General features: G+C 64.6%; 23 protein-coding genes, 2 tRNA genes and 2 riboswitches. Of the genes, 11 read left to right on the forward strand and 14 right to left on the reverse strand.

What is annotated here, in order from left to right; all coding sequences use genetic code 11:
- Positions 1-225 precede the first annotated feature (225 nt).
- Entirely contained in the window at positions 226-438 is a 213-nt protein-coding gene (locus WM94_RS03940; protein ID WP_003260960.1) for a hypothetical protein, read from the forward strand.
- On the opposite strand, the gene WM94_RS03945 is transcribed toward WM94_RS03940, so the two are convergent.
- From WM94_RS03945 to WM94_RS03975, 7 genes are all read right to left on the reverse strand, one after another.
- A complete protein-coding gene (locus tag WM94_RS03945; RefSeq protein ID WP_061550487.1) occupies positions 410-1,411 on the reverse strand; it encodes a nucleoside hydrolase in 1,002 nt (333 codons plus the stop codon). The genes WM94_RS03940 and WM94_RS03945 overlap by 29 nt on opposite strands.
- A gap of 148 nt (positions 1,412-1,559) precedes the next feature.
- Complete coding sequence (gene rbsD, locus WM94_RS03950; RefSeq protein ID WP_061550488.1) at positions 1,560-1,958, reverse strand: D-ribose pyranase; 399 nt, start codon at positions 1,956-1,958, stop codon at positions 1,560-1,562.
- Positions 1,955-2,863: a ribokinase gene (gene rbsK, locus WM94_RS03955; protein ID WP_061550489.1), complete on the reverse strand. Its 909-nt coding sequence runs from the start codon at positions 2,861-2,863 to the stop codon at positions 1,955-1,957. Before rbsK ends, rbsD begins: the two co-directional genes overlap by 4 nt.
- Positions 2,864-2,878: 15 nt before the next feature.
- Complete coding sequence (locus WM94_RS03960; protein WP_061550490.1) at positions 2,879-3,901, reverse strand: LacI family DNA-binding transcriptional regulator; 1,023 nt, start codon at positions 3,899-3,901, stop codon at positions 2,879-2,881.
- Between the two features lie 4 nt (positions 3,902-3,905).
- Positions 3,906-4,901, reverse strand: a complete 996-nt coding sequence (locus tag WM94_RS03965) for an ABC transporter permease (protein ID WP_061550491.1) — start codon at positions 4,899-4,901, stop codon at positions 3,906-3,908.
- The gene (locus WM94_RS03970) at positions 4,898-6,451 is read right to left on the reverse strand and encodes a sugar ABC transporter ATP-binding protein (protein ID WP_061550492.1); all 1,554 of its coding nucleotides are present in this window, start codon (positions 6,449-6,451) and stop codon (positions 4,898-4,900) included. The genes WM94_RS03965 and WM94_RS03970 overlap by 4 nt, the downstream gene beginning before the upstream one ends.
- Before the next feature lie 21 nt (positions 6,452-6,472).
- Complete coding sequence (locus WM94_RS03975; protein ID WP_061550493.1) at positions 6,473-7,429, reverse strand: sugar ABC transporter substrate-binding protein; 957 nt, start codon at positions 7,427-7,429, stop codon at positions 6,473-6,475.
- Positions 7,430-7,835: 406 nt separating this feature from the next.
- Here WM94_RS03975 and WM94_RS03980 point away from each other — a divergent pair, with 406 nt between their 5' ends.
- Positions 7,836-8,924 carry an asparaginase gene (locus tag WM94_RS03980; RefSeq protein ID WP_015269784.1) on the forward strand — a complete coding sequence of 363 codons (1,089 nt, stop codon included), beginning with the start codon at positions 7,836-7,838 and terminating at the stop codon, positions 8,922-8,924.
- Between the two features lie 124 nt (positions 8,925-9,048).
- A complete protein-coding gene (locus WM94_RS03985) occupies positions 9,049-9,291 on the forward strand; it encodes a DUF1654 domain-containing protein (RefSeq protein ID WP_003260955.1) in 243 nt (80 codons plus the stop codon).
- Between the two features lie 12 nt (positions 9,292-9,303).
- Here the strand turns inward: WM94_RS03985 and WM94_RS03990 are convergent, their stop codons facing one another.
- The 4 genes from WM94_RS03990 to WM94_RS04005 form a co-directional block, all read right to left on the reverse strand.
- Complete coding sequence (locus WM94_RS03990) at positions 9,304-9,729, reverse strand: HD domain-containing protein (protein ID WP_003260953.1); 426 nt, start codon at positions 9,727-9,729, stop codon at positions 9,304-9,306.
- 239 nt (positions 9,730-9,968) lie between these two features.
- Positions 9,969-10,538 carry an SPOR domain-containing protein gene (locus WM94_RS03995; protein WP_003260952.1) on the reverse strand — a complete coding sequence of 190 codons (570 nt, stop codon included), beginning with the start codon at positions 10,536-10,538 and terminating at the stop codon, positions 9,969-9,971.
- 131 nt (positions 10,539-10,669) lie between these two features.
- Positions 10,670-10,746, reverse strand: a tRNA-Val gene (locus WM94_RS04000).
- A gap of 167 nt (positions 10,747-10,913) precedes the next feature.
- A tRNA-Val gene (locus WM94_RS04005) sits at positions 10,914-10,990 on the reverse strand.
- Between the two features lie 203 nt (positions 10,991-11,193).
- Here WM94_RS04005 and WM94_RS04010 point away from each other — a divergent pair.
- The gene (locus WM94_RS04010; protein ID WP_013971994.1) at positions 11,194-12,477 is read left to right on the forward strand and encodes an FAD-binding oxidoreductase; all 1,284 of its coding nucleotides are present in this window, start codon (positions 11,194-11,196) and stop codon (positions 12,475-12,477) included.
- Positions 12,478-12,597: 120 nt separating this feature from the next.
- Here the strand turns inward: WM94_RS04010 and WM94_RS04015 are convergent, their stop codons facing one another.
- Positions 12,598-13,332 (reverse strand): peptidase C39 family protein, encoded by a 735-nt coding sequence (locus tag WM94_RS04015; RefSeq protein ID WP_013971993.1) that lies wholly within the window; start codon positions 13,330-13,332, stop codon positions 12,598-12,600.
- Between the two features lie 165 nt (positions 13,333-13,497).
- Here WM94_RS04015 and WM94_RS30375 point away from each other — a divergent pair, with 165 nt between their 5' ends.
- Positions 13,498-13,674, forward strand: coding sequence for a hypothetical protein (locus tag WM94_RS30375; protein ID WP_167506588.1), 177 nt, complete (start codon positions 13,498-13,500; stop codon positions 13,672-13,674).
- A 131-nt stretch (positions 13,675-13,805) separates the two neighbouring features.
- Here the strand turns inward: WM94_RS30375 and WM94_RS04020 are convergent, their stop codons facing one another.
- Both WM94_RS04020 and WM94_RS04025 read right to left on the reverse strand, forming a co-directional pair.
- Positions 13,806-14,558 (reverse strand): TerC family protein, encoded by a 753-nt coding sequence (locus WM94_RS04020; RefSeq protein ID WP_003260907.1) that lies wholly within the window; start codon positions 14,556-14,558, stop codon positions 13,806-13,808.
- 29 nt (positions 14,559-14,587) lie between these two features.
- On the reverse strand, positions 14,588-14,827 hold the full coding sequence (locus tag WM94_RS04025) for a hypothetical protein (protein ID WP_015269781.1): 240 nt from the start codon (positions 14,825-14,827) through the stop codon (positions 14,588-14,590).
- Positions 14,828-14,961: 134 nt separating this feature from the next.
- On the opposite strand from WM94_RS04025, the gene nhaR reads away from it, so the two are divergent.
- The 6 genes from nhaR (at position 14,962) to WM94_RS04055 (ending at position 22,939) form a co-directional block, all read left to right on the forward strand.
- A complete protein-coding gene (gene nhaR, locus WM94_RS04030) occupies positions 14,962-15,855 on the forward strand; it encodes a transcriptional activator NhaR (protein ID WP_013971990.1) in 894 nt (297 codons plus the stop codon).
- Positions 15,856-15,890: 35 nt separating this feature from the next.
- Positions 15,891-16,099, forward strand: a riboswitch (cobalamin riboswitch).
- Positions 16,100-16,207: 108 nt separating this feature from the next.
- On the forward strand, positions 16,208-18,334 hold the full coding sequence (locus tag WM94_RS04035; RefSeq protein WP_061550494.1) for a TonB-dependent siderophore receptor: 2,127 nt from the start codon (positions 16,208-16,210) through the stop codon (positions 18,332-18,334).
- Positions 18,335-18,623: 289 nt separating this feature from the next.
- Positions 18,624-19,790 (forward strand): DUF1624 domain-containing protein, encoded by a 1,167-nt coding sequence (locus tag WM94_RS04040; protein ID WP_061550495.1) that lies wholly within the window; start codon positions 18,624-18,626, stop codon positions 19,788-19,790.
- A gap of 28 nt (positions 19,791-19,818) precedes the next feature.
- Positions 19,819-20,017, forward strand: a riboswitch (cobalamin riboswitch).
- A gap of 110 nt (positions 20,018-20,127) precedes the next feature.
- Positions 20,128-21,138, forward strand: coding sequence for an ABC transporter substrate-binding protein (locus WM94_RS04045; protein ID WP_013971987.1), 1,011 nt, complete (start codon positions 20,128-20,130; stop codon positions 21,136-21,138).
- Positions 21,138-22,154, forward strand: a complete 1,017-nt coding sequence (locus tag WM94_RS04050) for an iron ABC transporter permease (RefSeq protein WP_013971986.1) — start codon at positions 21,138-21,140, stop codon at positions 22,152-22,154. The genes WM94_RS04045 and WM94_RS04050 overlap by 1 nt, the downstream gene beginning before the upstream one ends.
- On the forward strand, positions 22,151-22,939 hold the full coding sequence (locus WM94_RS04055; protein ID WP_061550496.1) for an ABC transporter ATP-binding protein: 789 nt from the start codon (positions 22,151-22,153) through the stop codon (positions 22,937-22,939). Before WM94_RS04050 ends, WM94_RS04055 begins: the two co-directional genes overlap by 4 nt.
- The last annotated feature ends 6 nt before the right edge of the window (positions 22,940-22,945 follow it).

The raw sequence follows: 22,945 nt of genomic DNA on the forward strand, positions 1-22,945 counted from the left end.
CTTTTGTTGCAAAACCGGTCAAGTCTGCCTGAACTCGCCAGCCGAGGCGAAAACGCAATCGTGACCGGATTTTGCACAACCCGCTGCGTTTGCCATATGCTTAAGCCGCAAGGTCACTGACGCAAAGTCATGATTTAGTGCAAGAAGTGGAGCGCACCCCGCCTCCATCGAACACCAGGGTCAGGTGTTCGCCCCTTCGTCCCGGGCCCCAAGCGAGAGCCTTTCATGAGCAGCCACAGCATCGAAGCCGATATCAAGGTCAAATGGGCCGAAGGCCAGAGCGCGTACAGCCCTGGCACGCCGGAGGAGTTGCTGCTGATTGCCATCGACCTGCTGGTGCGCGATCGCGGCGCCGAGGCGGCACGCAGCTTCTTCGACCAGGTGTTCGAGCGCTACGCGCCGCACACGGCTATTCCAATCGCGCCAAACGGGCGCTGAGCAGGTCGAACAGGCCCTGGGCATCGCCCTCGTCCACCCACATCACGTTGGCTGGCTGCTTGAGCACGCCGTACCAGTCGGCAAGGGTCTGGCCGAAGCTGGGGCCTTCGCGGCTGTCGATGGTCATGTGGATACGCCGGCCGCTGAACAGCTCGGGCTTGAGCAGGTAGGCGATGACGCTGGCATCGTGCACCGGGCCGCCGGGCATGCCGTACAGGTCCATGTCGTGGGTGATGTAGGCGTTGAGGATATCCACCACCCGCTTGCTGGCCTGGTTGTTCACCGCCGCCAGTTGCTTGAGGCGGGCGTCGCTGGTCAGCAGCTTGTGGGTGACGTCCAGCGGCAGGTAGGTCAGCGGCACGCCGCTGGCCAGCACCACTTCGGCGGCATGCGGGTCGGCATAGAGGTTGAACTCCGCCACCGGGGTGATGTTGCCACCGTTGAAATGGGCACCGCCCATGACCACCACTTGCTTGATGCCTTTGGCGATGTCCGGGCGCTGGATCAGCGCCAGGGCCAGGTTGGTTTGCGGGCCGAGCATGGCGATGGTGATGCTGTGGGGCTTGGCGGCGCCAAGGGTGTCGACCAGGTATTGCACGGCATTGCCTTGGGCCAGCGGCGCTTTCGGTTCGTGCACCTGGCTGCCGGTGAGGCCTTCTTCGCCGTGCACCTCGGCGGCGTAGATCGGCTTGCGCACCAGCGGGCGAGCGGCGCCGGCGTAAACGGGGATGTCTTCGCGGCCGGCCCATTCGCGGGCCAGGCGGGCGTTGCGCGAGGTCTTTTCCAGGCGCACGTTGCCGGCCACGGTGGTGATGGCGAGGACGTTGAGCTCGTCGGGCGAGGCCATGGCCAGGAACAGCGCGACCACGTCGTCGGCGCCGGGGTCGGTGTCGATGATCAGGTCGATGGGGGCGGCCTGGAGGGTGGTGGCTGCGGCCATGAGGGCGATTCCTTGTAGCAGGGGTTTGAGCATGGGTGGCACTCCTGTTGCCTGGATTGGTATTCCTGATACACCGCAAATCCCTGTGGGAGCGGGTTTACCCGCGAAGAAGGCAACGCGGTGGCTGGCACCGGCTTCGCCGGTGTTCGCGGGTGAACCCGCTCCCACAGGGGACGACGAGCTAGAAAGTCACGCCGGAAATCAGCGCGATGTTGCTGTAGGGCTGGCACTCGCCAGTGCGCACAACCGCACGGGCACTGCGTGACAACTCCTTGAAATCTTCATGGCTCAGCCATTCGCGCTTGCCCAGCTTGCCCTTCAGCCGCTCGATTTCGACCAGCGCCGGCGGCACCACTTTCTGCATCTCTTCGGCCAGCACGTGGCGCTCTACCTGCAACTCGCTCAGCACAACCCGCAACACGCTGGCGAAATCCGGCAGGCCAGGCGTGACGGCCAGGTCGATCAGTTCGACACCCGGCGGCACCGGCAGCCCGGCATCACCGATCACCAGGATGTCACCATGCCCCATGCCGGCGATGGTCCGCGAAAGGGCAACGTTCAGCAGTGGGGTTTTCTTCATGGCGCAAGCTCCGCCAGGTAGGGAATCGACGGCTGGGCGCCGGCGCGGGTAACCGACAGGGCTGCGGCGCGCTGGCCGAAAGCGATGGCGTCGCCCTCCCCCAGGCCGCGCACCAGGCCAGCGGCAAAGCCGCCGATGAAGGTATCGCCGGCTGCCGTGGTGTCCAGCGGCTGCACCACCGGCGCGGGGAAGTGCTGGTGGCCCCCAGGGGTGACCAGCAAGGCCCCTTGCGCGCCCAGGGTAATGATCACTTTGCCCGCGCCCAGTTGCAGCAAGCACTCGCCGGCACGTCGGGCGCTGTCCAGGTCAGTCACCGCCACGCCGGTCAGGGCTTCGGCCTCGCTTTCGTTGGGCGTCAGGTAGTCGATGCGGGCGAACCAGTCCGCCGGCAAGGGGCCGGTCGCCGGCGCCGGGTTCAGGATTACCCGCTTGCCCAGCTCGCGCCCCCTGGCAAGGGTCCAGGCCACGGTGTCGGCCGGTACTTCCAGCTGGCAGATGATCACTTCGGCCGCCTGCAGCAGCGCATCGAAACACTGCACCGACTGCGGGGTCAGCAGGCCGTTGCCACCGGGGATGATGACGATGCAGTTCTGGCTGGCGGCATCCACGGTGATCAGCGCCACACCGCTGGACACGCCCTGGCAGGTGGTGACGCCCTGGCAGTCGATGCCTTCCACATACAGGGCCCGGTGCAGTTGTCGACCATAGTCATCGTCGCCGACGTTGCCGATCATCGCCACGCTGCCGCCCAGGCGCGCCACGGCCACTGCCTGGTTGGCCCCCTTGCCGCCCGGCACGGTGAAAAAGCTTTCGCCGGGGAGTGTTTCGCCGGCCCGGGGCAGGCGCTGCGCGCGGGCCACCAGGTCCATGTTGAGGCTACCGACCACCACAACCTTGGCATTCATGACATTTCCTTAGCATCAGCGGTAATCGTTGAACAGGTCCGGGCGCGGCCCGGTGGACTCGCGCAGCACAATGCGCGGGGCGACGATGCGTTGCTCTGCCGCGCCCTGGCGGGGGGTGCCGATACGCGCCAGCAACAGCGACGCGGCGCTCTCGCCCAGCTCGCGAATCGACTGGCCCACCGTGGTCAACGGCGGGTACACGTAACGGCTGAGCTCGATGTCGTCGAAGCCGATCACCGACAGCTCGCCGGGCACGTTGATATTGCGTTCGGCCGCGGCACGCAACACACCGAAGCCGATCATGTCGTTGCCGGCAAAAATCGCCGTAGGCCGCTTGCCCTCCAGCAACCGGGTTGCCACCGCATGGCCCCCCGGGCTGGTGAAGTCGCAGTGCAGCACGCGGTCGCCCAGCACCGCTGCGCCGGCCTCGGCCATGGCGCGACGGAAGCCGCTCAGGCGCAGCTGGGTGACCCCGGTCTCGGCGGGGCCGCCGATGTAGGCGATGTCGCGGTGGCCAAGCTCCAGCAAGTGGCGGGTGGCCAGGTAGGCGCCTTGCTCGTGGTCGATGCGCACCAGGTCGGCATCGATGCCATCCAGTTCGCGGTCGACGATCACCATTGGCGTGCGCACGCCAGTCAGGCTTTGCAGCAGGTCGCTGTCCTGGCCCACCGAAGCCACCACCAGGCCGTCGATGCGTTTTTCCAGCAGTACGCGCAGGTAGCTGCGCTGCTTCTGCGGGTTGTCGTCGGAGTTGCACAGGATCACGCAGTAGCCGTTGCGTTCGCAGGCGTCTTCGATGCCCCGCGCCAGTTCGGCGAAGTACGGGTTGACGCTGTTGGGCACCAGCAAGCCGATGGTGGCCGTGCTGCGTGCTTTCAGCGAGCGGGCCACGGCGCTGGGCACGTAGTCGAGCTCGGCGATGGCGGCTTCGACTTTCAGCCGTACCTGCTCGCTGACCGGCCGGGTCTTGTTCAGCACATGGGACACGGTGGTGTAGGAAATGCCCGCCAGTGCCGCGACGTCTTTGATGGTTGCCATGTTCTCAGTTCCGCCGGCCTGCACGCCGGCTACGGTAGGTGTCGAGCACCACGGCGATGACGATCACCGCCCCGGTGATGATGCGTTTGGTCGGTTCGCTGGCACCGATCTGCGCCAGCCCTGCGGCCAGCACCGAAATGATCAGCACGCCAAAGAAGGTGCTGATGACCGAGCCGCGCCCGCCCATCAGGCTGGTGCCGCCAATCACCACGGCGGCGATTACCTGCAGCTCCAGGCCGGAGCCGGCATTGGGGTCGGCGGCTTCCAGGCGCGAGATCTGGAACAGCGCGGCCAGCCCGGCGAGCAGGCCCATCAGGGCGAACACCAGCACCTTGTACGGGCGCGGGTCGATGCCGGCCAGGCGCACGGCCTCTTCGTTGGTGCCGATACCGATCAGGTAGCGGCCGAACACCGTGCGGGTCAGCACCAACTGGGCCAGCACGATCACCAGCAAGGCGATGATGAACGCCGGCGAGATGCCGAATGCGATGGGGTTGGAGAACCAGGCATAGGCATCACCGATATAGGCGGTGCGCGAGTCGGTGAACTGGTAGGCCAGGCCGCGGGCCATTTCCAGCACCCCGAGCGAAACGATGAACGACGGAATGCGCCAGGCCACGGTGACGCCGCCGGTGATGCTGCCGGCCAGTGCCGCCACGGCCATGCCCAGCAGGGCCGAAGGCACCACGCCCCAGCCCCAGCCGAGGATCGCCACGCTGACCGTGGAGGCCGCCAGCGCCAGTACCGAGCCCACCGACAGGTCGATGCCGCCGATGATCAGCACGAAGGTCATGCCCACCGCCAGTACCATCAGGTCGGGGATCTGGTTGGCCAGGGTACTGAAGGTGTTGTACGACCAGAAGTGGCTGCTGAGGAACGAGAACAGCACGATCATCGCCAGCAAGGCGCCGGCCAGACCCAGGTAGGTACCCAGGCCAAGATAGGTGCCACTGCGGCGCACCGGTGCGGCGCCTTGGCTGTCGAGCGGGGTGGTTTTCATGCATCCATCCTGGGAGCTGCTTCATGCAGCAGTGCGTCACGTTTCTGATAACCGGCAAAGGCCGCGGCCAGCAACTGGTCCTGGCTCCAATGGTCCCGCTCGAAGGTGTCGATCAGGCGACCGGCCGACAGCACGGCGATGCGGTCGCATATCAGCATCAGCTCGCGCAGGTCACTGGACACCACCACCAGGGCCTTGCCCTGGCGCGCCAGCTCGGCCAGCAGGCCATAGATGTCGAACTTGGCGCCGACGTCGATGCCACGGGTGGGCTCGTCGAACAGCAGCACCTGGCAGTCGCGCTCCAGCCAGCGGCCGATCACCACCTTCTGCTGGTTGCCGCCAGACAGCTCGCCCACCACCTGCTGCGCGCCGGCACTGCGAATGCGCATGGCCTGGATCTGGCGTTCGGCCAATGCCGCTTCGGCTTCGCCATCGAGCACCCCGGCCCGTGAAACCGCGCCGAGGTTGCCCAGGGCGATATTCGCGCTGATCGACTGTGTCAGCAGCAGGCCCTCGCCTTTGCGGTCTTCGGTGATCAGCGCGATACCGGCCTGCACCGCAGCCTTGGGCGAGTCGATGGTGACAGCCTTGGGCGGCTGGCCGAGGGCGATGCTGCCGCTGTCGGCACGGTCGGCGCCGTAGATCAGGCGCAACAGCTCAGTACGGCCGGCACCGATCAGGCCGGAGATGCCGAAGATCTCCCCTGCCCTGACCTCGAACGACACTCCACGCACCTTGTCGGCACGGCTGAGCCTGTCGACCTTGAGCAGCGCCGTGCCGATCTGCCGGCGGCCCAGGTCGATATGCTCGCCCAGCTCGCGGCCGACCATCAGGTTGACCAGTTCGGCGCTGCTGTAGCGCTCGATCGGTTCGTCGCACACCAGCTTGCCGTCGCGCAGCACGACGATGCGCTGGGCCACGCGCTGCAGTTCTTCCAGGCGATGGGAGATGTAGACGATGGCCACACCACGTTGGCGCAGGCGCTCGATCTGGGTGAACAGCAGCTCCACTTCGCGCGCGGTGAGCATGGCGGTGGGCTCGTCGAAGATCAGCACATGGCAGTCGCCAATCAGGTTGCGGGCGATCTCGACCATCTGCTGGTGGCCGATGCCCAGCTCGCCGACCGGGGTGTCCGGGTCGATGGCGTCGAGGCCGACCTGGGCCATGGCGGCCGTGGCCAGCTGGCGCAGGCGCTTCTGGCTGATCCAGCCGAAGCGGCCGGGCAGGTTGTCGAGGAACAGGTTTTCCGCCACGGTCAGCGTGGGCAGCAGGTTCAGTTCCTGCATGACCATGCGCACGCCAAGGCGCTCAGCCTCGCTGCGGCTGCCAGGCGCGTAGGCCTGACCGCGGTAGCGCATGTGCCCGGTGGTGGGGGTTTCCAGGCCACTGATGAGTTTGGACAGGGTGCTTTTGCCCGCGCCGTTCTCGCCGGTCAGGGCCAGCACTTCGCCGGCACGCAGGTTCAGGCTGACCTCGCCGAGCACGGGCTGGGCGTAGGTCTTGCCCAGGCCGCTGGCGGCGAGCACTACTTCGTTGGCCGATGCAGGCATGGCCGTTTCTCCTGCCAGCGATCAGGGTTTGGTGATGAGTTGGACCGGGGTCTGGATGACGTTGTCGGCATCCACGTCGGGTTTCTCGCCCTTGACCATTTTCAGCGCCGCCTGGATGCCGTACACCGCCTGCTGGCTGGCCGCCTGGTCGAGGGTGGCCAGTACACGGCCATCGGCGAGCATCGGCTTGATGGCGTTGATGTTGTCGTAGCCCACCACTTGCACCTGGCCGGTCTTGCCGGCGGCACGCACGGCCGACACCGCGCCCAGGGCCATGCTGTCGTTGCCGGCCAGCAGGGCTTTCAGGTCGGGGTATTCGTTGAGCATGGAGGCGGCGACGGCGTTGCCTTTGTCGATTTCCCAGTTGCCGCTCTGCACCGAAACGATCTTGATCTGCGCGGCGTCCATGGCGTCCTTGAAGCCGGCGGTACGCTGCTGGGCGTTGGTGGTGGTCGGCACGCCTTCGATGATGCCGACCTGGTCGCCGGCCTTGAGCTTCTCGTTGGCCAGGTAGTCACCCACCAGGCGCGCGCCCTTGCGGTTGTCGGGGCCCACGAAGGGTACGCTGATGCCTTTGCTCTTGAGCAGTTCAGGGTCCAGGCGGTTGTCGATATTGATCACCACCACGCCCTGGTCCATGGCCTTCTTCACCGCCGATACCAGCGCCTTGGAGTCCGCCGGGGCAATGACCAGGGCCTTGGCGCCCGCGTTGACCATTTGCTCGACGATGCGGATCTGCTCGCCGGTGTCGGTCTCGTTCTTGATGCCGTTGGCGATCAGTTCGAATTCATCGGCGTGGGCTTTCTGGTAGTCCTTGGCGCCGTCTTCCATGGTGCGGAAGAACTCGTTGGCCAGCGACTTCATGACCAGGGCGACCTTGGGCTTGTCTTCGGCATGGGCGGTGGAAATTGGCAGGGCCAGGGACAGCGAGGAAATGACCGCGAGGGCCAGCAGACGACCGGGGAACGGCAGTTTCATGGACGATGACTCCGAATCTTGTGTTTTTTGTCGGATCGCAAACGTTTGCGTTGCCTAACTATGGAAACAGGACCGGGGTTTGTCAAATCCGTTTGGCTGTCGGAGGTCAAGTCGAGCTTGGCGCAGTTTATCCGGATTTTTTCCGAAAAGCCGAACGTCTTTTCCTGCGTTTGTTCGGAATCTCGAATGGACCGCACCTTCATGTTGGGGCGGCCTTGTGACGCAAAAGGGCCGCAAGGCGGCCCCGGCAATGTGTGTTGTTGCGCCGGAATCCGGGGCCGCTACGCGCCCCTTTCGCGACGCAAGGCCGCCCCCACAAGGGCCGTGCGCGCAACTGGTACGAAACCTGCCTTGCACCCTGTGCGACAAAACCACCATCTCATTAGGAAGAGAGAGAACAATAACGATGAATGCCGCACTGAAAATCTTCGCCCCCAGCGCACTCGCCGTGCTGCTGGCCATTCCAGCCACCGTTTCGGCCAAAGAGGCTGAAACCCAGCAGAAGCTGGCCAATGTGGTCATCCTCGCCACCGGCGGCACCATTGCCGGCGCTGGTGCCAGCGCCGCCAACAGCGCCACCTACCAGGCCGCCAAGCTGGGCGTCGACAAACTGATCGCCGGTGTGCCGGAGCTGGCCGACCTGGCCAACGTCCGCGGCGAGCAGGTCATGCAGATCGCCTCTGAGAGCATCTCAAACGACGACCTGCTCAAGTTGGGCAAACGCGTTGCCGAACTCGCCGAAAGCAAGGACGTCGACGGTATCGTCATCACCCACGGCACCGACACCCTGGAAGAGACCGCCTACTTCCTCAACCTGGTGGAAAAGACCGACAAGCCGATCGTGGTCGTCGGTTCGATGCGCCCGGGCACCGCCATGTCCGCCGACGGCATGCTCAACCTTTACAACGCCGTGGCCGTGGCCAGCGACAAGCAGTCGCGCGGCAAGGGCGTGCTGGTGACCATGAATGACGAGATCCAGTCCGGGCGCGATGTCAGCAAGGCAGTGAACATCAAGACCGAAGCCTTCAAGAGCGCCTGGGGCCCGATGGGCATGGTGGTGGAAGGCAAGTCGTACTGGTTCCGCCTGCCGGCCAAGCGCCACACGGTCAACTCCGAGTTCGACATCAAGCAGATCAGCAGCCTGCCGCAGGTGGATATCGCCTATGGCTATGGCAACGTCACCGACACCGCCTACAAGGCACTGGCGCAGAACGGCGCCAAGGCACTGATCCATGCCGGTACCGGCAACGGTTCGGTGTCGTCGCGCGTGGTGCCGGCGCTGCAGGAGCTGCGCAAGAACGGCGTGCAGATCATTCGCTCGTCGCACGTCAACCAGGGTGGCTTCGTGCTGCGCAACGCCGAGCAGCCGGATGACAAGAACGACTGGGTCGTGGCCCATGACCTGAACCCACAGAAAGCGCGGATTCTGGCGATGGTAGCGATGACCAGGACCCAGGACAGCAAGGAGCTGCAGCGGATCTTCTGGGAGTACTGATCGCCAGCCACCCCTGAAATGCAAACAGCCCCGCTGCCCAGGCGGGGCGTTTGCTGTCTGACTGTTGCGAAATTACTTACAGTGAAATACTGTATGCGCATACAGCAAAAACAAGGAAACACTTGTGTCCAGCACCGCCTCCGCCACCCCAAGCAGCTATGAACAACTGGGTATGCGCATTCAGAAAATCATCAACAGCCCCACTGCCCAGCGCAGCCGTGCGGCGTTGATCTTCCGTCTGGAGCAGGAAACCCCGGAAGATTGGGAAACCCTGCTAGAGGAAATCGCCGAAAACGATAACGTCACCCTCGCCCACCGCGACGATGGCGGCGTGCAGATTTTCTGGACGGTACCGAAGGAAGACTGACTGCATTCAGCCTCAAGCCAAGGCCTGCAGGTAGGCGCTGGCTTCGCGGTAACGCGCCAGCCGCGCCAGGTCGGTGGGGCCTGGGCACGGGATGCGCGAAAGGTCGCTGTTGTCGGCCAGATCGGCCAGCTTGACGGTGCGCGCCAGCGGGTCACCGCCCAGGCGCACCACGAAGTCCTGGTAGGCCTCGCCCTCACGGCGGCTGAGCGCCAGCAAGGCGGCAAGGATTTTCAGCGCGAAACCCTCGCGCGCCAGGTCGGACAGGGTCAGCGGGGTGTCTTCGATCACATCGTGCAGCACCGCGACAATCCGTTGTTCGGTTGTGGAAACCCGCATCATCACGCGTAGCGGGTGGAGGATATAAGCGGCCCCACCCTTGTCGTATTGCCCTTCATGCGCCCTGGCGGCCACGGCAATGGCCCGCTCCAGTGTAGACATGAGGCCCTCCCCGTTCGGCTTCTTCCTGACAAGCATAGCCAAAACTGTGCGGACAATGTCTAGCGCGCGTTAGCCTGCTCGAAATCCGGAAGCTGGCGCACGCCCTGTAGGAGCGGCCTTGCGTCGCGACGGGCTGCGAAGCAGCCCCGGGATTTCGGCATCACAGCAGATTCTGTGGGGCTGCTTCGCAGCCCGTCGCGACACAAGGCCGCTCCTACAGCCCCACTCACACAGAGTTTTCAGCGCGCTGCGCCGTGCTGAATCACCACCGAATCGGTACCCAGCTTGGCCATTACCTCGGCCTTGCGCGCTTCGGCTTCCTCACGGGTGGGGAATGGCCCCATCAGCACCACCGGCTTGCCGTCGCGGTACTCCACCGAGGACGGGATGCCCTTTTCGATCAGGCGTGCGGTCATGTCGCTGAGCGCGCCCATGTTTGCACCCTGAATCACTTCCACATCCCAGCCTTGCGGGGCCGGCTGGCCAGCCAGGGCCTCGGCGCGGCGCTGCAGCTCGGCGCCGCCGCACATCTCGCGGATGCGCAGGTTGTTGCCGCTGTCGTCGACGATGATTTCGTACTGGCCATCGCGCTTGATGGCCACGTAGCTGCGGTAGGCCTCGTACTGCCCGGCATCATCCTTGCCACGGACCTGGCCACAGATGGTGCCCTGGGTGTCGATCCGCACGTTGCCGAACTTGGCGGTCTTGGGGTTGTGCAGGTGTTCGGCCACCTGTTTGTGCACGCCTTCGACCTCGTTCTCACAGCCCGCCAGGGCGAGCACTGCCATTACCACAGCCAGTTTGCGCACGCGTGTACCTCCAGATTCGAAGGGGCGGATTCTAGCACGCCGGGCAATGCCCCGAACCGCGACCAAACGTTACACGCTGCTTCATGCACACAGCAAAAAGGGCGATCATTACTGATCGCCCTTTTTCGATTTGGTAGGCACAATTGGACTCGAACCAACGACCCCCACCATGTCAAGGTGGTGCTCTAACCAACTGAGCTATGTGCCTGTCGTGTGGTGCGCATATTAGTGATCGAATGCGTACCTGTAAAGCGTTTTTTTCAGAAAAATCAAAAACTTTGCGAATTCGTGCATAAGGAGCTGCCGCGCAGCACCAGGCCGCGAGAACCCAATGAAAAAAAGGGGTGACCCTTGCGGATCACCCCTTCTTCGATTTGGTAGGCACAATTGGACTCGAACCAACGACCCCCACCATGTCAAGGTGGTGCTCTAACCAACTGAGCTATGTGCCTGTCGTGTGGTGCGCATTCTACCCATTCCAAAAACCCTGTCAACACTTTTTTTCGCGCTAACCTACTGAATCTTAAACTCTTTATAGAAAAGTGCGCTGGCGGGGACCGAGTAAAGGATTTTCAACGGACGACTAGCGGGTGTTTATTATTATTGATAGCATCGGTACATTCGTTAAAAATATAAAACACGAGGTTCCTGCAGCATGGCTAACACCCCCTACCCCCAGTCCTACTACGCCGCCTCGGCCAACCCGGTGCCGCCACGTCCGGCGCTGCAGGGTGAGGTGGAAACCGATGTGTGCATCATCGGCGCCGGCTACACCGGTCTGTCCAGCGCCCTGTTCCTGCTGGAGAACGGCTTCAAGGTGAGCATCGTCGAAGCAGCCAAGGTCGGCTTCGGTGCATCGGGCCGCAACGGCGGCCAGATCGTCAACAGCTACAGCCGCGACATCGACGTCATCGAGCGCACCGTCGGCCCCAAGCAGGCCCAGCTGCTGGGCCACATGGCCTTCGAAGGCGGGCGCATCATTCGTGAGCGCGTGGCCAAGTACAACATCCAGTGCGACCTGAAGGACGGTGGCGTGTTCGCTGCCCTCACCAGCAAGCAGATGGGCCACCTGGAGTCGCAAAAGCGCCTGTGGGAACGCTTCGGTCACAACCAGCTGGAGCTGATGGACCAGAAGCGCATCCGCGAAGTGGTCGCCTGCGACAACTATGTGGGCGGCATGCTGGACATGAGCGGCGGCCACATCCACCCGCTGAACCTGGCCCTGGGCGAAGCCGCCGCGGTCGAGTCGCTGGGCGGCATCATCTATGAACAAACCCCGGCCGTACGCATCGAGCGTGGCGCCAACCCGGTGGTGCACACCCCGCAGGGCAAGGTCCGCGCCAAGTTCATCATCGTCGCCGGCAACGCCTACCTGGGCAACCTGGTGCCGGAGCTGGCCAGCAAGTCCATGCCATGCGGCACCCAGGTGATCACCACCGAACCGCTGGGCGACGAACTGGCGCGCACCCTGCTGCCGCAGGACTACTGCGTCGAGGATTGCAACTACCTGCTCGACTACTACCGCCTGACCAGCGACAAGCGCCTGATCTTCGGTGGTGGCGTGGTGTACGGCGCGCGTGACCCGGCCAACATCGAGGCGATCATCCGTCCGAAGATGCTCAAGGCCTTCCCACAACTGAAGAACGTGAAGATCGACTACGCCTGGACCGGCAACTTCCTGCTGACCCTGTCGCGTCTGCCACAGGTCGGCCGTATCGGCGACAATATCTACTACTCCCAGGGCTGCTCGGGTCACGGCGTGACCTACACCCACCTGGCGGGCAAGGTGCTGGCCGAGGCCATGCGTGGCCAGGCCGAGCGTTTCGACGCCTTCGCCGGCCTGCCGCACTACCCGTTCCCGGGTGGCCAGATGCTGCGCGTGCCGTTCAGCGCCATTGGGGCCTGGTACTACAGCCTGCGCGATCGCCTGGGCTTCTGATGTAGGCAGGGCTGGCCTCTTCGCGGGTAAACCCGCTCCCACAGGGACATCACTGGACCTGAGGGCAGCGGGTTTCCTGTGGGAGCGGGTTTACCCGCGAAAGGGCCGGTACAGACAAAGCTATTTGTTCAGGCTACTCACAGCCTGCTTCGCCGCAATCTCCTGCCCCGCCCGGGCCAGTTCATCGGCAGCCTGCAACCAGCGCTGGCGGTCCACCTGGGCTGGCAGCTGCCGAGGTGGCTGCACCAGCACCGCCCAGCTCCCAAGCTTCGCCCACGCCGAGGCAAAGTCATCGAACGCCATCAACTGCCGCCGGTGCATGCCCGAGCGCAACAGCACCCGCTGCTTGTAGCGGTCGTAGCCGATCAGCACGGCGTAGCGAGGCTCGCTCCACCAGGCCGAACCATCCTCGTAACGCAGCAGCACCGGGTTGCCCGCCGCCACCTGGGTCAACAGCGCGTCCAGCTGCTTGTCCAGCGGATACACCACCATGCCGTAGTCGCGCGCCACCCGGGGGATGCCGGTGTCCAGGGCCTCGGCGCCCTGCGGCAGGTTCAGCGGCTTGTCCAGCAGCCCCGGCGTGATCGGAGCACCCTGTTGCGACAGCACCGCCGCCAATGCCATGGCCCCGCTGTGGTTGGCGTTGCCACGGTAGAACGGCACGCTGCTGATCTCGACCCGCTGCGGCAGGCCCTTGAGGTTGCCGGAGGGTGCGCTGGCGCAACCGGCCAGGCTGGCTGCAACCAGGCAGGCAGCCAGCAGCCGACGAGGGATGGTCTTGAAGGAAGGTTGCTGCATGGACACTCGCTTGCTCCAACGCCGGGCAGGCAGCGCCCGGCTCTGGCCACCGATCATAGGTCGGACAGCGGCGCGGGTATAGTCCGACACCGCTTAGGAGCAAATCGGACCAAGCAATAGACCTTTGGTCAATGGAACGTCACAGGCGAAAGACTAGACTAAAGCAGTGTCTGGAAGGCCAGCGTCGGCGACTGAGCGCGGCCCGTAGAGATGGAGGCACAGATGAGCCTGACCATGGCAATCCTCATGCTGGTTGGCATGTGGCTGAGCGTTGCAGCCGCCATGCTATGGGGTGTACTGCGTATCGTGCGGCGTCATTCCCACCACCACCTGCCACCGCAGGCCCCCGCCAAGCCACAGCCTGTGCGCCGGGCGCGGCGGCATGCCGGGGTGCACTGATTCAGAGATTTCCGAGGCCCATTCGCGGGTGAACCCGCTCCCACAAGGTCCTCCATTGCCTTCAGAAACGGCGGGGACCTGTGGGAGCGGGTTCACCCGCGAACGGGGCGCAAGCGCCCCGCTTTTTCACATCAACCTTCAGCCGCCTCACGCTTCAACCGCGCCCGACGGGCCAGGATGTTGAGGATCTCGATCGCCGTCGAGAAGGCCATGGCCGCGTACACATAACCCTTCGGTACATGGGCGCCGAAACCTTCGGCGATCAGCGTCATGCCGATCATGATCAGGAAGCCCAGGGCCAGCATCACCACGGTCGGGTTGTCGTTGATGAAGTTGGCCAACGGGTCGGCGGCCACCATCATGACGATCACGGCAGTGATAACGGCAATGATCATGATAGGCAGGTGCTCGGTCATGCCCACGGCGGTGATGATGCTGTCTACCGAGAAGACGATGTCCAGCAGCAGGATCTGGAAGATCGCCGCGGCAAAGCCCAGGGTAACCGTCGACGACACCTTGGCTTCTTCCTTGGCCCCGTGCGGGTCGACGTTCTCGTGGATTTCCTTGGTCGCCTTCCACAGCAGGAACAGGCCACCGGCAATCAGGATCACGTCCTTCCAGGAGAAGGCATTGCCGAATACTTCAAACACCGGGTCGGTCAGCTGGACGATCCAGGCCACCGTGCTGAGCAAGGCCAGGCGCATGACCAAGGCCATGCTGATACCGATACGGCGCGCCTTGGAGCGGTACTCCACCGGCAGCTTGTTGGTCAGGATGGAGATGAAGATCAGGTTGTCGATGCCCAGCACGACTTCCATGGCCACCAGCGTAGCCAGGGCAACCCAGGCGGTAGGGCTAGCGACGAGTTCCAGCAAGTATTCCATTGTTCAAATCCTGCAGCAGCGGTTGGGGGTCAGATTTCCTGGGTGTCTTCTTTGTTGTCGGCGTCCTTGGGCTTTTGCCCTTCGCTGCCGATGGCCTCGCTCAACGCCTGCTGTGCGGCCTTGTTGGTGTCGTCGATGGCCTGCTTGGCCGACTGCGCGGCCTGGTCGAGCATCTGCTGGGCGGATTTCTCGGCCTGCTCGCAACCGGCCAGGGTGAACAGGGCCAAGGCCAGCACCAGCGGCGTGCCGATGGATTTTAGTTGCAGCATGGGTTCCTCGCTTTTCATGTTCCGGCGGCGCACACGGCGCCTGATGGAGTCGCATTCTAAAGAGCGCAACACATCCGGAAAATTCGTATTTTCAGCGGTTATACTTCGGTTTTTACGAATCCGGAACGATACCGATGCTCAACTATCGGCAGTTGCACTACTTCTGGGCCGTGGCCAAGACCGGCAGCATCGCCCGCGCCAGCGAACAGTTGAACCTGACCCCGCAAACCATCAGCGGTCAGATCAGCCTGTTCGAGCAGACCTATGGCCTGGAGCTGTTCCAGCGCGTGGGGCGCCAGCTGGAACTGACCGAAACCGGGCGCCAGACGCTGATCTATGCCGAGCAGATGTTCCAGCTGGGAAGCGAACTGGAGGCCATGCTGCGGGCCGGCCCGCAGGAGCAGATCCTGTTCCGCGTGGGTGTGGCGGACGTGGTGCCCAAGTCCATCGTCTACCGCCTGCTGGCACCGACCATGGAGCTGGACGACGTGCTGCGTATCAACTGCCGCGAAGACAAGCTCGAACGGCTGCTGGCCGACCTGGCGATCCAGCGCCTGGACCTGGTGATTTCCGACAGCCCCATGCCCAGCCACCTGGACATCAAGGGCTATAGCCAGAAACTGGGCGAATGCGGGTTGAGCTTCTTCGCCACCCCGGCGCTGGCACACCGCCTGGAAGGCCCCTTCCCCGCCTGCCTGCAGGATGCGCCATTGCTTATCCCCGGGCAGGAAACCGTGGTACGCAGCCGCCTGCTGCGCTGGCTGGGTGAGCAGCAGGTGCAGCCACGGATCGTGGGCGAGTTCGATGACAGTGCCTTGATGCAGGCATTCGGGCAGTCGGGCAGCGGCATTTTCGTTGCGCCCAGCGTGATCGCCGAGGAAGTGTGCCGCCAGTACGGCGTGGAGCTGATCGGGCAGACCGAGGCGGTGCACGAGTCGTTCTATGCCATTTCGGTAGAGCGCAAGGTCAAGCACCCGGGGATCGTGGCGATTACCGAGGGGGCGCGACGAGAGTTGTTTCACTGGTAGCAGGCAGATTTGACGCCTCCCGCGTTTCAATGGTCATATGCCCGCCAGTTTCAGGTGCCCTGCGCCGCCGCGCGCAGGGTGAAACGGGAAGCCGGTGCGTCGTGTTGCCCACGACAAGTCCGGCGCTGCCCCCGCAACGGTAAGCGAGCGAACCCTTCGAGATACCACTGTGCACTTGCATGGGAAGGTGAAGGTTTCATGCCCCTCGCAAGCCCGGAGACCGGCCTGGAGCTTCACTTGGCAACCCGCGGTGGGCGGGCGCAGGCCGGTATCCGTGCGTGCGCCTGCGTGCACGGTGCGCCTTTGCGTGTTTTCCACCGGGATCCATTCATTCCTGCAGTAGTGGAACGACATGTCCCGTATCTTCAAGCTTCACCCCTTGGCGGCCTGCCTGGCCGTTTCCCTGCCGGCCCTGGCCGATGACCTCGAGCGACAACCACTGGCCCTGCCCTCCACGGCCATCACCGACACGCTCGACAGCCACGCCATCGACCTGGCCACACCGACCCAGGCTGGTTCGCGCCTGGGCCTCAGCGCCCTGGAGACACCGGCCAGCACCAGCAGCATCAGCGCCGAGCAGATCCTGCAGCGCAACAACCTCACCGTGCAGGACGCGGTGACCCGCTCAGCGGGCATCAGCTACATCGGCTCCCCGGGCGACGGCGGCACGGGGCTGTCCGCCCGCGGCTTTACCGGGCACGGCTCGGTGATGACCTTGTTCGACGGCGCACGCCTGTACACCGGTGCCGGCACCCAGACATTCCCGGTCGACCCGTGGATGGTCGAGCGCATCGATGTCATTCGCGGCCCGGCTTCGGTGCTGTATGGCGAAGGCGCCACCGGGGCGGTGGTCAACGTGACCCCGAAAAAGCCGTTTGCCGGCGAGATACGCAACCACCTGCGCCTGGGCTACGGTTCGTGGGACCGCCAGCAGCTCGGCCTGGACAGCGGCGGCAGCCTCGGCGAGCGCCTGAGCTACCGCCTGGCCCTGAACCAGCAAACCGGTAACGGTTGGGTCGACCGCACCCCGTCACGCAGCCTGGCGCTGAGCGCCGCGCTGCGCTTCGATGCCAGCGACGACCTCAGCTTCACCCTCGCCCACGACCGCGGCGATGCGCAGCCTGCCAACTACTACGGCACCCCGCTGATCGACGGCCGCTACCGCAGCAGCCTACGCAAGAAGAACTACAACGTGCAGGACGATGTGCAGCACTACGTCGATGAATGGACCCGCCTGAATACCGACTGGACGTTGAACGATCACCTCAGCGCCAGCAACCAGCTGTACTACATCAAGAGCCGCCGTCACTGGCGCAATGCCGAGGAGTACAGCTGGGATGCAGGGCGCCAGCAGCTGCTGCGCGGCAGCTATCTGCAGATCAAGCACAACCAGGAACAGTTCGGCGATCGCCAGGCCTTCACCCTCGACCACAGGCTGTTTGGCCTGGCCAGCAAGACCGTGGTCGGCGCCGAGTACAACAAGGTCCGCTTCAACGTCGACAGCAACGCGCCCTACAACGATGTGGGCGGGGACTACGTCGACCCGTGGCAGCCGCAACCAGGCTGGTTCCACAGCGCCTCGCCGCTGCGCCCGCAAACGCTGTCCACCACCCATACCTTTGCCCTGTTTGCCGAAAACCGCCTGCAGTTGAGCGATCGCCTGTCGCTGGTCACCGGCGTGCGCCGCGACCAGAACCACATCGACCAGGAAAAACTGACCAACGACAGCCGCAGCGACCGCAGCCTGCAAGGCGGCAACTGGCGTGCCGGGCTGGTGTTTGCGGTCAGCGACGACCTGTCGCTGTATGGCCAGTACTCCACCAGCGAGGACGGGGTCGACAACCTCATCAGCCTCAGCGCCAACCAGATGCACTATGACCTGACCGAGGCCAGGCAGACCGAAGTGGGCCTGAAGCAGCGCTTCTGGGAAGGGCGTGGTGAATGGACATTGGCGGCCTACCACATCGTCAAGAAGAAGCTGCTGGTGGATGACCCGATCACCCACGAGAAGCAACAGGCTGGCCAGCAGACGTCCGACGGCCTGGAGGCAACCCTGGAACTGGAGCTGGCGCACCAGTGGCAGGTGTCGGCCAATGCGGCGATCGTGCGCGCAAGGTACGACGACTTCAACGAAATGGTCGGCGGCGTGGCGCAGGACCGTGCGGGCAATCGCCCGGCCAATGTCCCGCGGCGTACCGCCAACCTGTGGCTGAGCAAAGGCTTCGGCCAGCGGCTGGAGGCCGGCATTGGCGCGCGTTATGTGGACGAGCGCTATGCCAATACCGCCAACACCTACAGCGCCCCCGGCTACACCGTGGTGGATGCCGACATCGGCTGGCAGGTGTTGCCGGATGTGCGGCTGGGGTTGCAGTTGAACAACCTGTTCGACCGTGAGTATGTGCAGTCGGCGTTCAGTGGCCAGCAGTGGCTGATGGGGATGCCACGGTCGTACTTTGCGACGGTGGATTACAGCTTCTGATCTGAACTGCCTGCACCGGCCTCTTCGCGGGCTTGCCCGCTCCCACAAGAGTAGGCTGCCCTCAGGCCCGATGAGAAACCTTTGTAGGAGCAGCCTTGAGCTGCGAAGAGGCCATAACTGCCACAGAAAAGCTTCTGTCATGCCGACCCCTTCGCAGCACAAGGCTGCTCCTACAGGTCCGCTGGGTAGCCGCGAAGAGATCGCTCAACACAGAAACCACTACCCGACGCCGAAAAAATAGTTATAAGATAACGTTTCAGTTGACATCCATTCCTATCAGCGACCTCCCATGACAAGCGCCAGTGCCACCCCCACCCTGCTCACCCAGCGCCTGCAGAGCATCGACGCCCTGCGCGGCCTGGTAATCCTGTTCATGCTCCTGGACCACGTTCGTGAAACCTTCTTTCTGCACCGCCAGGTCAGTGACCCGATGGCCATCGATACTACCGAGCCCACGCTGTTCTTCAGCCGCACCCTGGCCCATCTGTGCGCGCCGGTGTTCGTCTTGCTGACCGGCCTTTCAGCCTGGCTGTACGGCGAGAAACACCAGGGCCGCGGCGATGTCTCGGCGTTCCTGTTCAAGCGCGGGCTGTTCCTGGTGGTGCTGGAGTTCACCCTGGTCAATTTCGCCTGGACCTTCCAGCTGCCGCCCAGCGTCATCTACCTGCAAGTGATCTGGGCCATCGGCGTGAGCATGATCGCCCTGTCGCTGCTGGTGTGGTTGCCACGTGCCGCCCTGCTCGCCGTGGGCGCAATCATCATCGCCGGCCACAACCTGCTCGATGGCCTGCACTTCGGGGTCGAATCCGCCCTGCACGTGCCATGGGCGATCCTGCATGACCGGGGCTGGCTGGAGTTCTCCGACAGCCTGCGCCTGCGCACCTCCTACCCCGTGCTGCCGTGGATCGGGGTCATCGCCCTGGGCTACGGCCTGGGCCCGTGGTTCGCCCGTGGCAGCGAGGCCGGCCAACGCCAGCATCGCCTGCTGCTGGCCGGGCTGATCGCGCTGCTGGGCTTTGTCGTGTTGCGCCTGGTCAACGGCTACGGCGAGGCGCCATGGAGCGTTTACCCGACCGTCACGCAAACCCTGATGAGCTTCTTCAACATCACCAAGTACCCGCCATCGCTGCTGTTCCTGGCCCTGACCCTGGGCTGTGGCCTGCTGTTGCTGCGCGCCTTCGAACGCGCCGGCCAGGCCCGCTGGATCAGTGCCCTGGCGGTGTTCGGCGCGGCACCGATGTTCTTCTACCTGCTGCACCTGTATGTGCTGAAGCTGCTGTACCTGGCCAGCGTGGCGCTGTTCGGCCGCAACCATGGCGACTACTTCGGCTTCGATGGCATCGCCGCGGTGTGGCTGGGGGCAGTGCTGCTGGCAGTTTCGCTGTACCTACCGGTGCGCTGGTTCGCCCGCCTGAAGGCGCGGCGGCGCGACATCACCTGGCTGAAGTACTTCTGAAAAGCGTTTTCACCCGGCGGCACGATGGTCTACCATGCCGGCCGCCGGTTTCCACCACGGAATCAATAGGGAATCCCAGGCCCGCCAATTCGGGCCAAACGGAACTGCCCCCGCAACTGTAGGTGCCGAGCCTGCTCCATCAATGCCACTGGGCCACGAACCCGGGAAGGCCGGAGCCAGGCCATGACGCACCAGTCAGGAGACCTGCCGGCCTACATTCACCAACCGGCGGGGTGTCCGGGATTGGCCATCAGTGTTGCCCCTGCCGCCAGCAGGGGCTCGGCGATGCCTGTCCGTGCGTTCCTCACCCGAACTGTCCGATAGGAGATCGCCCAGCATGCTGCCCCGTTTTGCCACTCTGCTCGCCGGCCTCGGCCTCACCGGCCTGGCCCAGGCTGCTGCCACCCACTACCCGCTTACGGTCGACAACTGCGGCAAGCCGCAAACCTTCGCCCAGGCGCCGCAACGCGCGGTCACCATTGGCCAGGCCAGCACCGAGATGCTCTACGCGCTGGGGCTGGGCGACAAACTGGCGGCCACCTCGCTGTGGTTCAACAATGTGCTGCCCGAGTACCAGGTGCAGAACGCCAAGGTGCCGCGCCTGGCCGACAACGAGCCCAGCTTCGAGGCAGTAGTGGGCAAGCGCCCGCAACTGGTGACGGTGCAGTTCGAATGGATGGTCGGTGCTCAGGGGGCGGTCGCCACCCGCGAACAGTTCGATGAGCTGGGCATCCCCACTTACCTGCTGCCATCGGACTGCGAAGGCAAGGACAACCTGGTGGGTGCCGACGGTACTCGCCTGCAGGCATTTCAGGTCGACACTATCTACAAGAGCGTCAGCCAGCTGGCGGCAATCTTCGACGTGCAGGACCGTGGCACGGCCCTGAATGCCGAGCTCAGAGGCCGCCTGGACAGTGCCAAGGCGCAACTGGCCGACAAGGACCTGTCCGCCACCTCGGCGCTGTTCTGGTTCTCCAGCGCCGACCTGCACATCGACCCCTATGTGGCGGGCCGTCAGGGGGTCGCCGATTTCATGCTGCGCACCCTTGGCGTGCGCAACGTGGTCGAGTCCAGCGAAGAATGGCCGACCGTAGGCTGGGAAACCTTGGCCAAGGCCAACCCCACCTGGCTGATCATTGCCCGCATGGACCGCCGCCGCTACCCCGCCGACGACTACCAGAAAAAGCTGGCATTCCTGCGTAGCGACCCGGTAACGCGCAACATGGACGCGGTGAAGCACGACCGCATCATCATCCTCGACGCCGACGCCATGCAGGCCGGCATTCGCTTGTTCAGCGGCCTGCAGACGCTGGCCGCCGCCTTCGCCAGCGGCAAAGCAGCCCAGTGATGATGCGCCTGCTACCCTGCATCGCCGTTGCCCTGGCCGCCCTGTTGGCGGCCCTGCTGGCCGGCACCGCCATCGGCGAAACCAACCTGTCGCCCGGCGTGGTCGGCCAGGTACTGGCCAACCACCTGTGGCAGGCCGGCTACCCGGTCGACCCGATCGACGCCGGCATCGTCTGGAACTACCGCCTGCCCCGCACCCTGGTTGCCGCGGCCTGCGGCGCCGGCCTGGCCACCTGCGGCGTGATCCTCCAGGCACTATTGCGCAACCCGTTGGCCGAGCCTTACCTGCTGGGGCTGTCTGCCGGCGCCTCGACCGGTGCGGTGCTGGTGGGCCTGCTGGGCTTCGGTAGCCTGGCGCTGAGCATGTCCGGCGGCGCGTTCATCGGTGCCCTGGCAGCGTTCGCTTTGGTACTGTTGCTGGCCCGGGCAGCCGGCCCCAGCAGCAACAATGCCCAGGTGATCCTTGCCGGGATCGCCGGCTCGCAACTGTTCAACGCCCTTACCGCCTTCCTCATCACCATGTCGGCCACTGCCGAACAGGCACGCGGCATCCTGTTCTGGCTGCTGGGCAACCTCAGTGGCGTACGTTGGCCTTCGGTGTGGCTGGCCGTGCCAGTTGTACTGTTCGGGCTGTTGGTGTGCCTGTGGCATCGCCGTGCCTTGGATGCCTTCACCTTCGGTGCCGACTCGGCGGCGTCGCTGGGCATCCCGGTGCGGCGTACCCAGTTGCTGCTGATCAGCTGCGCGGCGCTGGTGACCGCCGTGATGGTGTCCATCGTCGGCGCCATCGGTTTTGTCGGGCTGGTGATCCCCCATGCCCTGCGCCTGCTGCTCGGCCCCGGGCACAGCCGCCTGCTGCCCGCCAGCGCACTGGGCGGGGCACTGTTCCTGATTGCCGCCGACATCCTGTCGCGCATCTTGATCCCTGGCCAGGTGATCCCCGTGGGCGTAGTCACGGCTCTGCTCGGCGCACCGGTCTTCGCGCTGATCCTGGTCAGCCGCCGGGGGCGCCCATGACGGTCATGACGGCGCTACAGCTGGCCCCCTTGAGTTGCCAGAACCTGGGGCTGCAACTGGCCGGCAATACCGTGCTCAGTGATATCGAACTGAGCGTTGTCGCCGGTGAAACCCTGGGCGTCGTCGGCCCCAACGGTTCCGGCAAGTCCTCGCTGCTGAAGGTGCTGGCCGGGCTGCGCAAGCCAGGCAACGGCAGCGTGCAGTTGCTGGGCGAACCGCTGGCACGGTTGCCCCGCCGCCGTGTCGCCCAGGCCTTGGCGCTGGTCGAACAGCAGGCCGACACCCTCGATGCGATCAGCGTGTTCGATGCCGTTGCCCTGGGCCGCACCCCCTGGCTGTCGGTGCTGGCGCCGTTCTCCCGGGAAGACCGCGCGATCGTCGAGCAGGCCCTGGCCGACCTCGACGCTTTGCACCTGCGCGCACGCCTTTGGGGGTCGCTGTCCGGGGGCGAGCGCCAGCGGGTGCACATCGCCCGAGCCCTGGCACAGCGGCCGCAGGTGCTGCTGCTGGACGAGCCGACCAACCACCTGGATATCCAGCACCAGCTGAGCCTGTTGCAACAGGTGCAGGCCCTGCCGGTGACCACCCTGGTGGCCCTGCACGACCTCAATCAGGCGCTCACCTGCGACCGCGTCGCGGTGCTCGACAAGGGCCGCCTGGTCGCCCTCGGCAAACCGCTCGAGGTGCTCACCCCCGAGCGCCTGCTGAACACTTTCGGCGTGCATGCCCACTACCTCATCGACCCCTTCGACGGCGCGCACATCCTGCGTTTGCGCGCCCCCTGAACAGGA

Origin of the sequence: Pseudomonas sp. ABFPK, from assembly GCF_001586765.1 — a bacterium.
Taxonomy (GTDB): Bacteria; Pseudomonadota; Gammaproteobacteria; order Pseudomonadales; family Pseudomonadaceae; genus Aquipseudomonas; species Aquipseudomonas asiatica.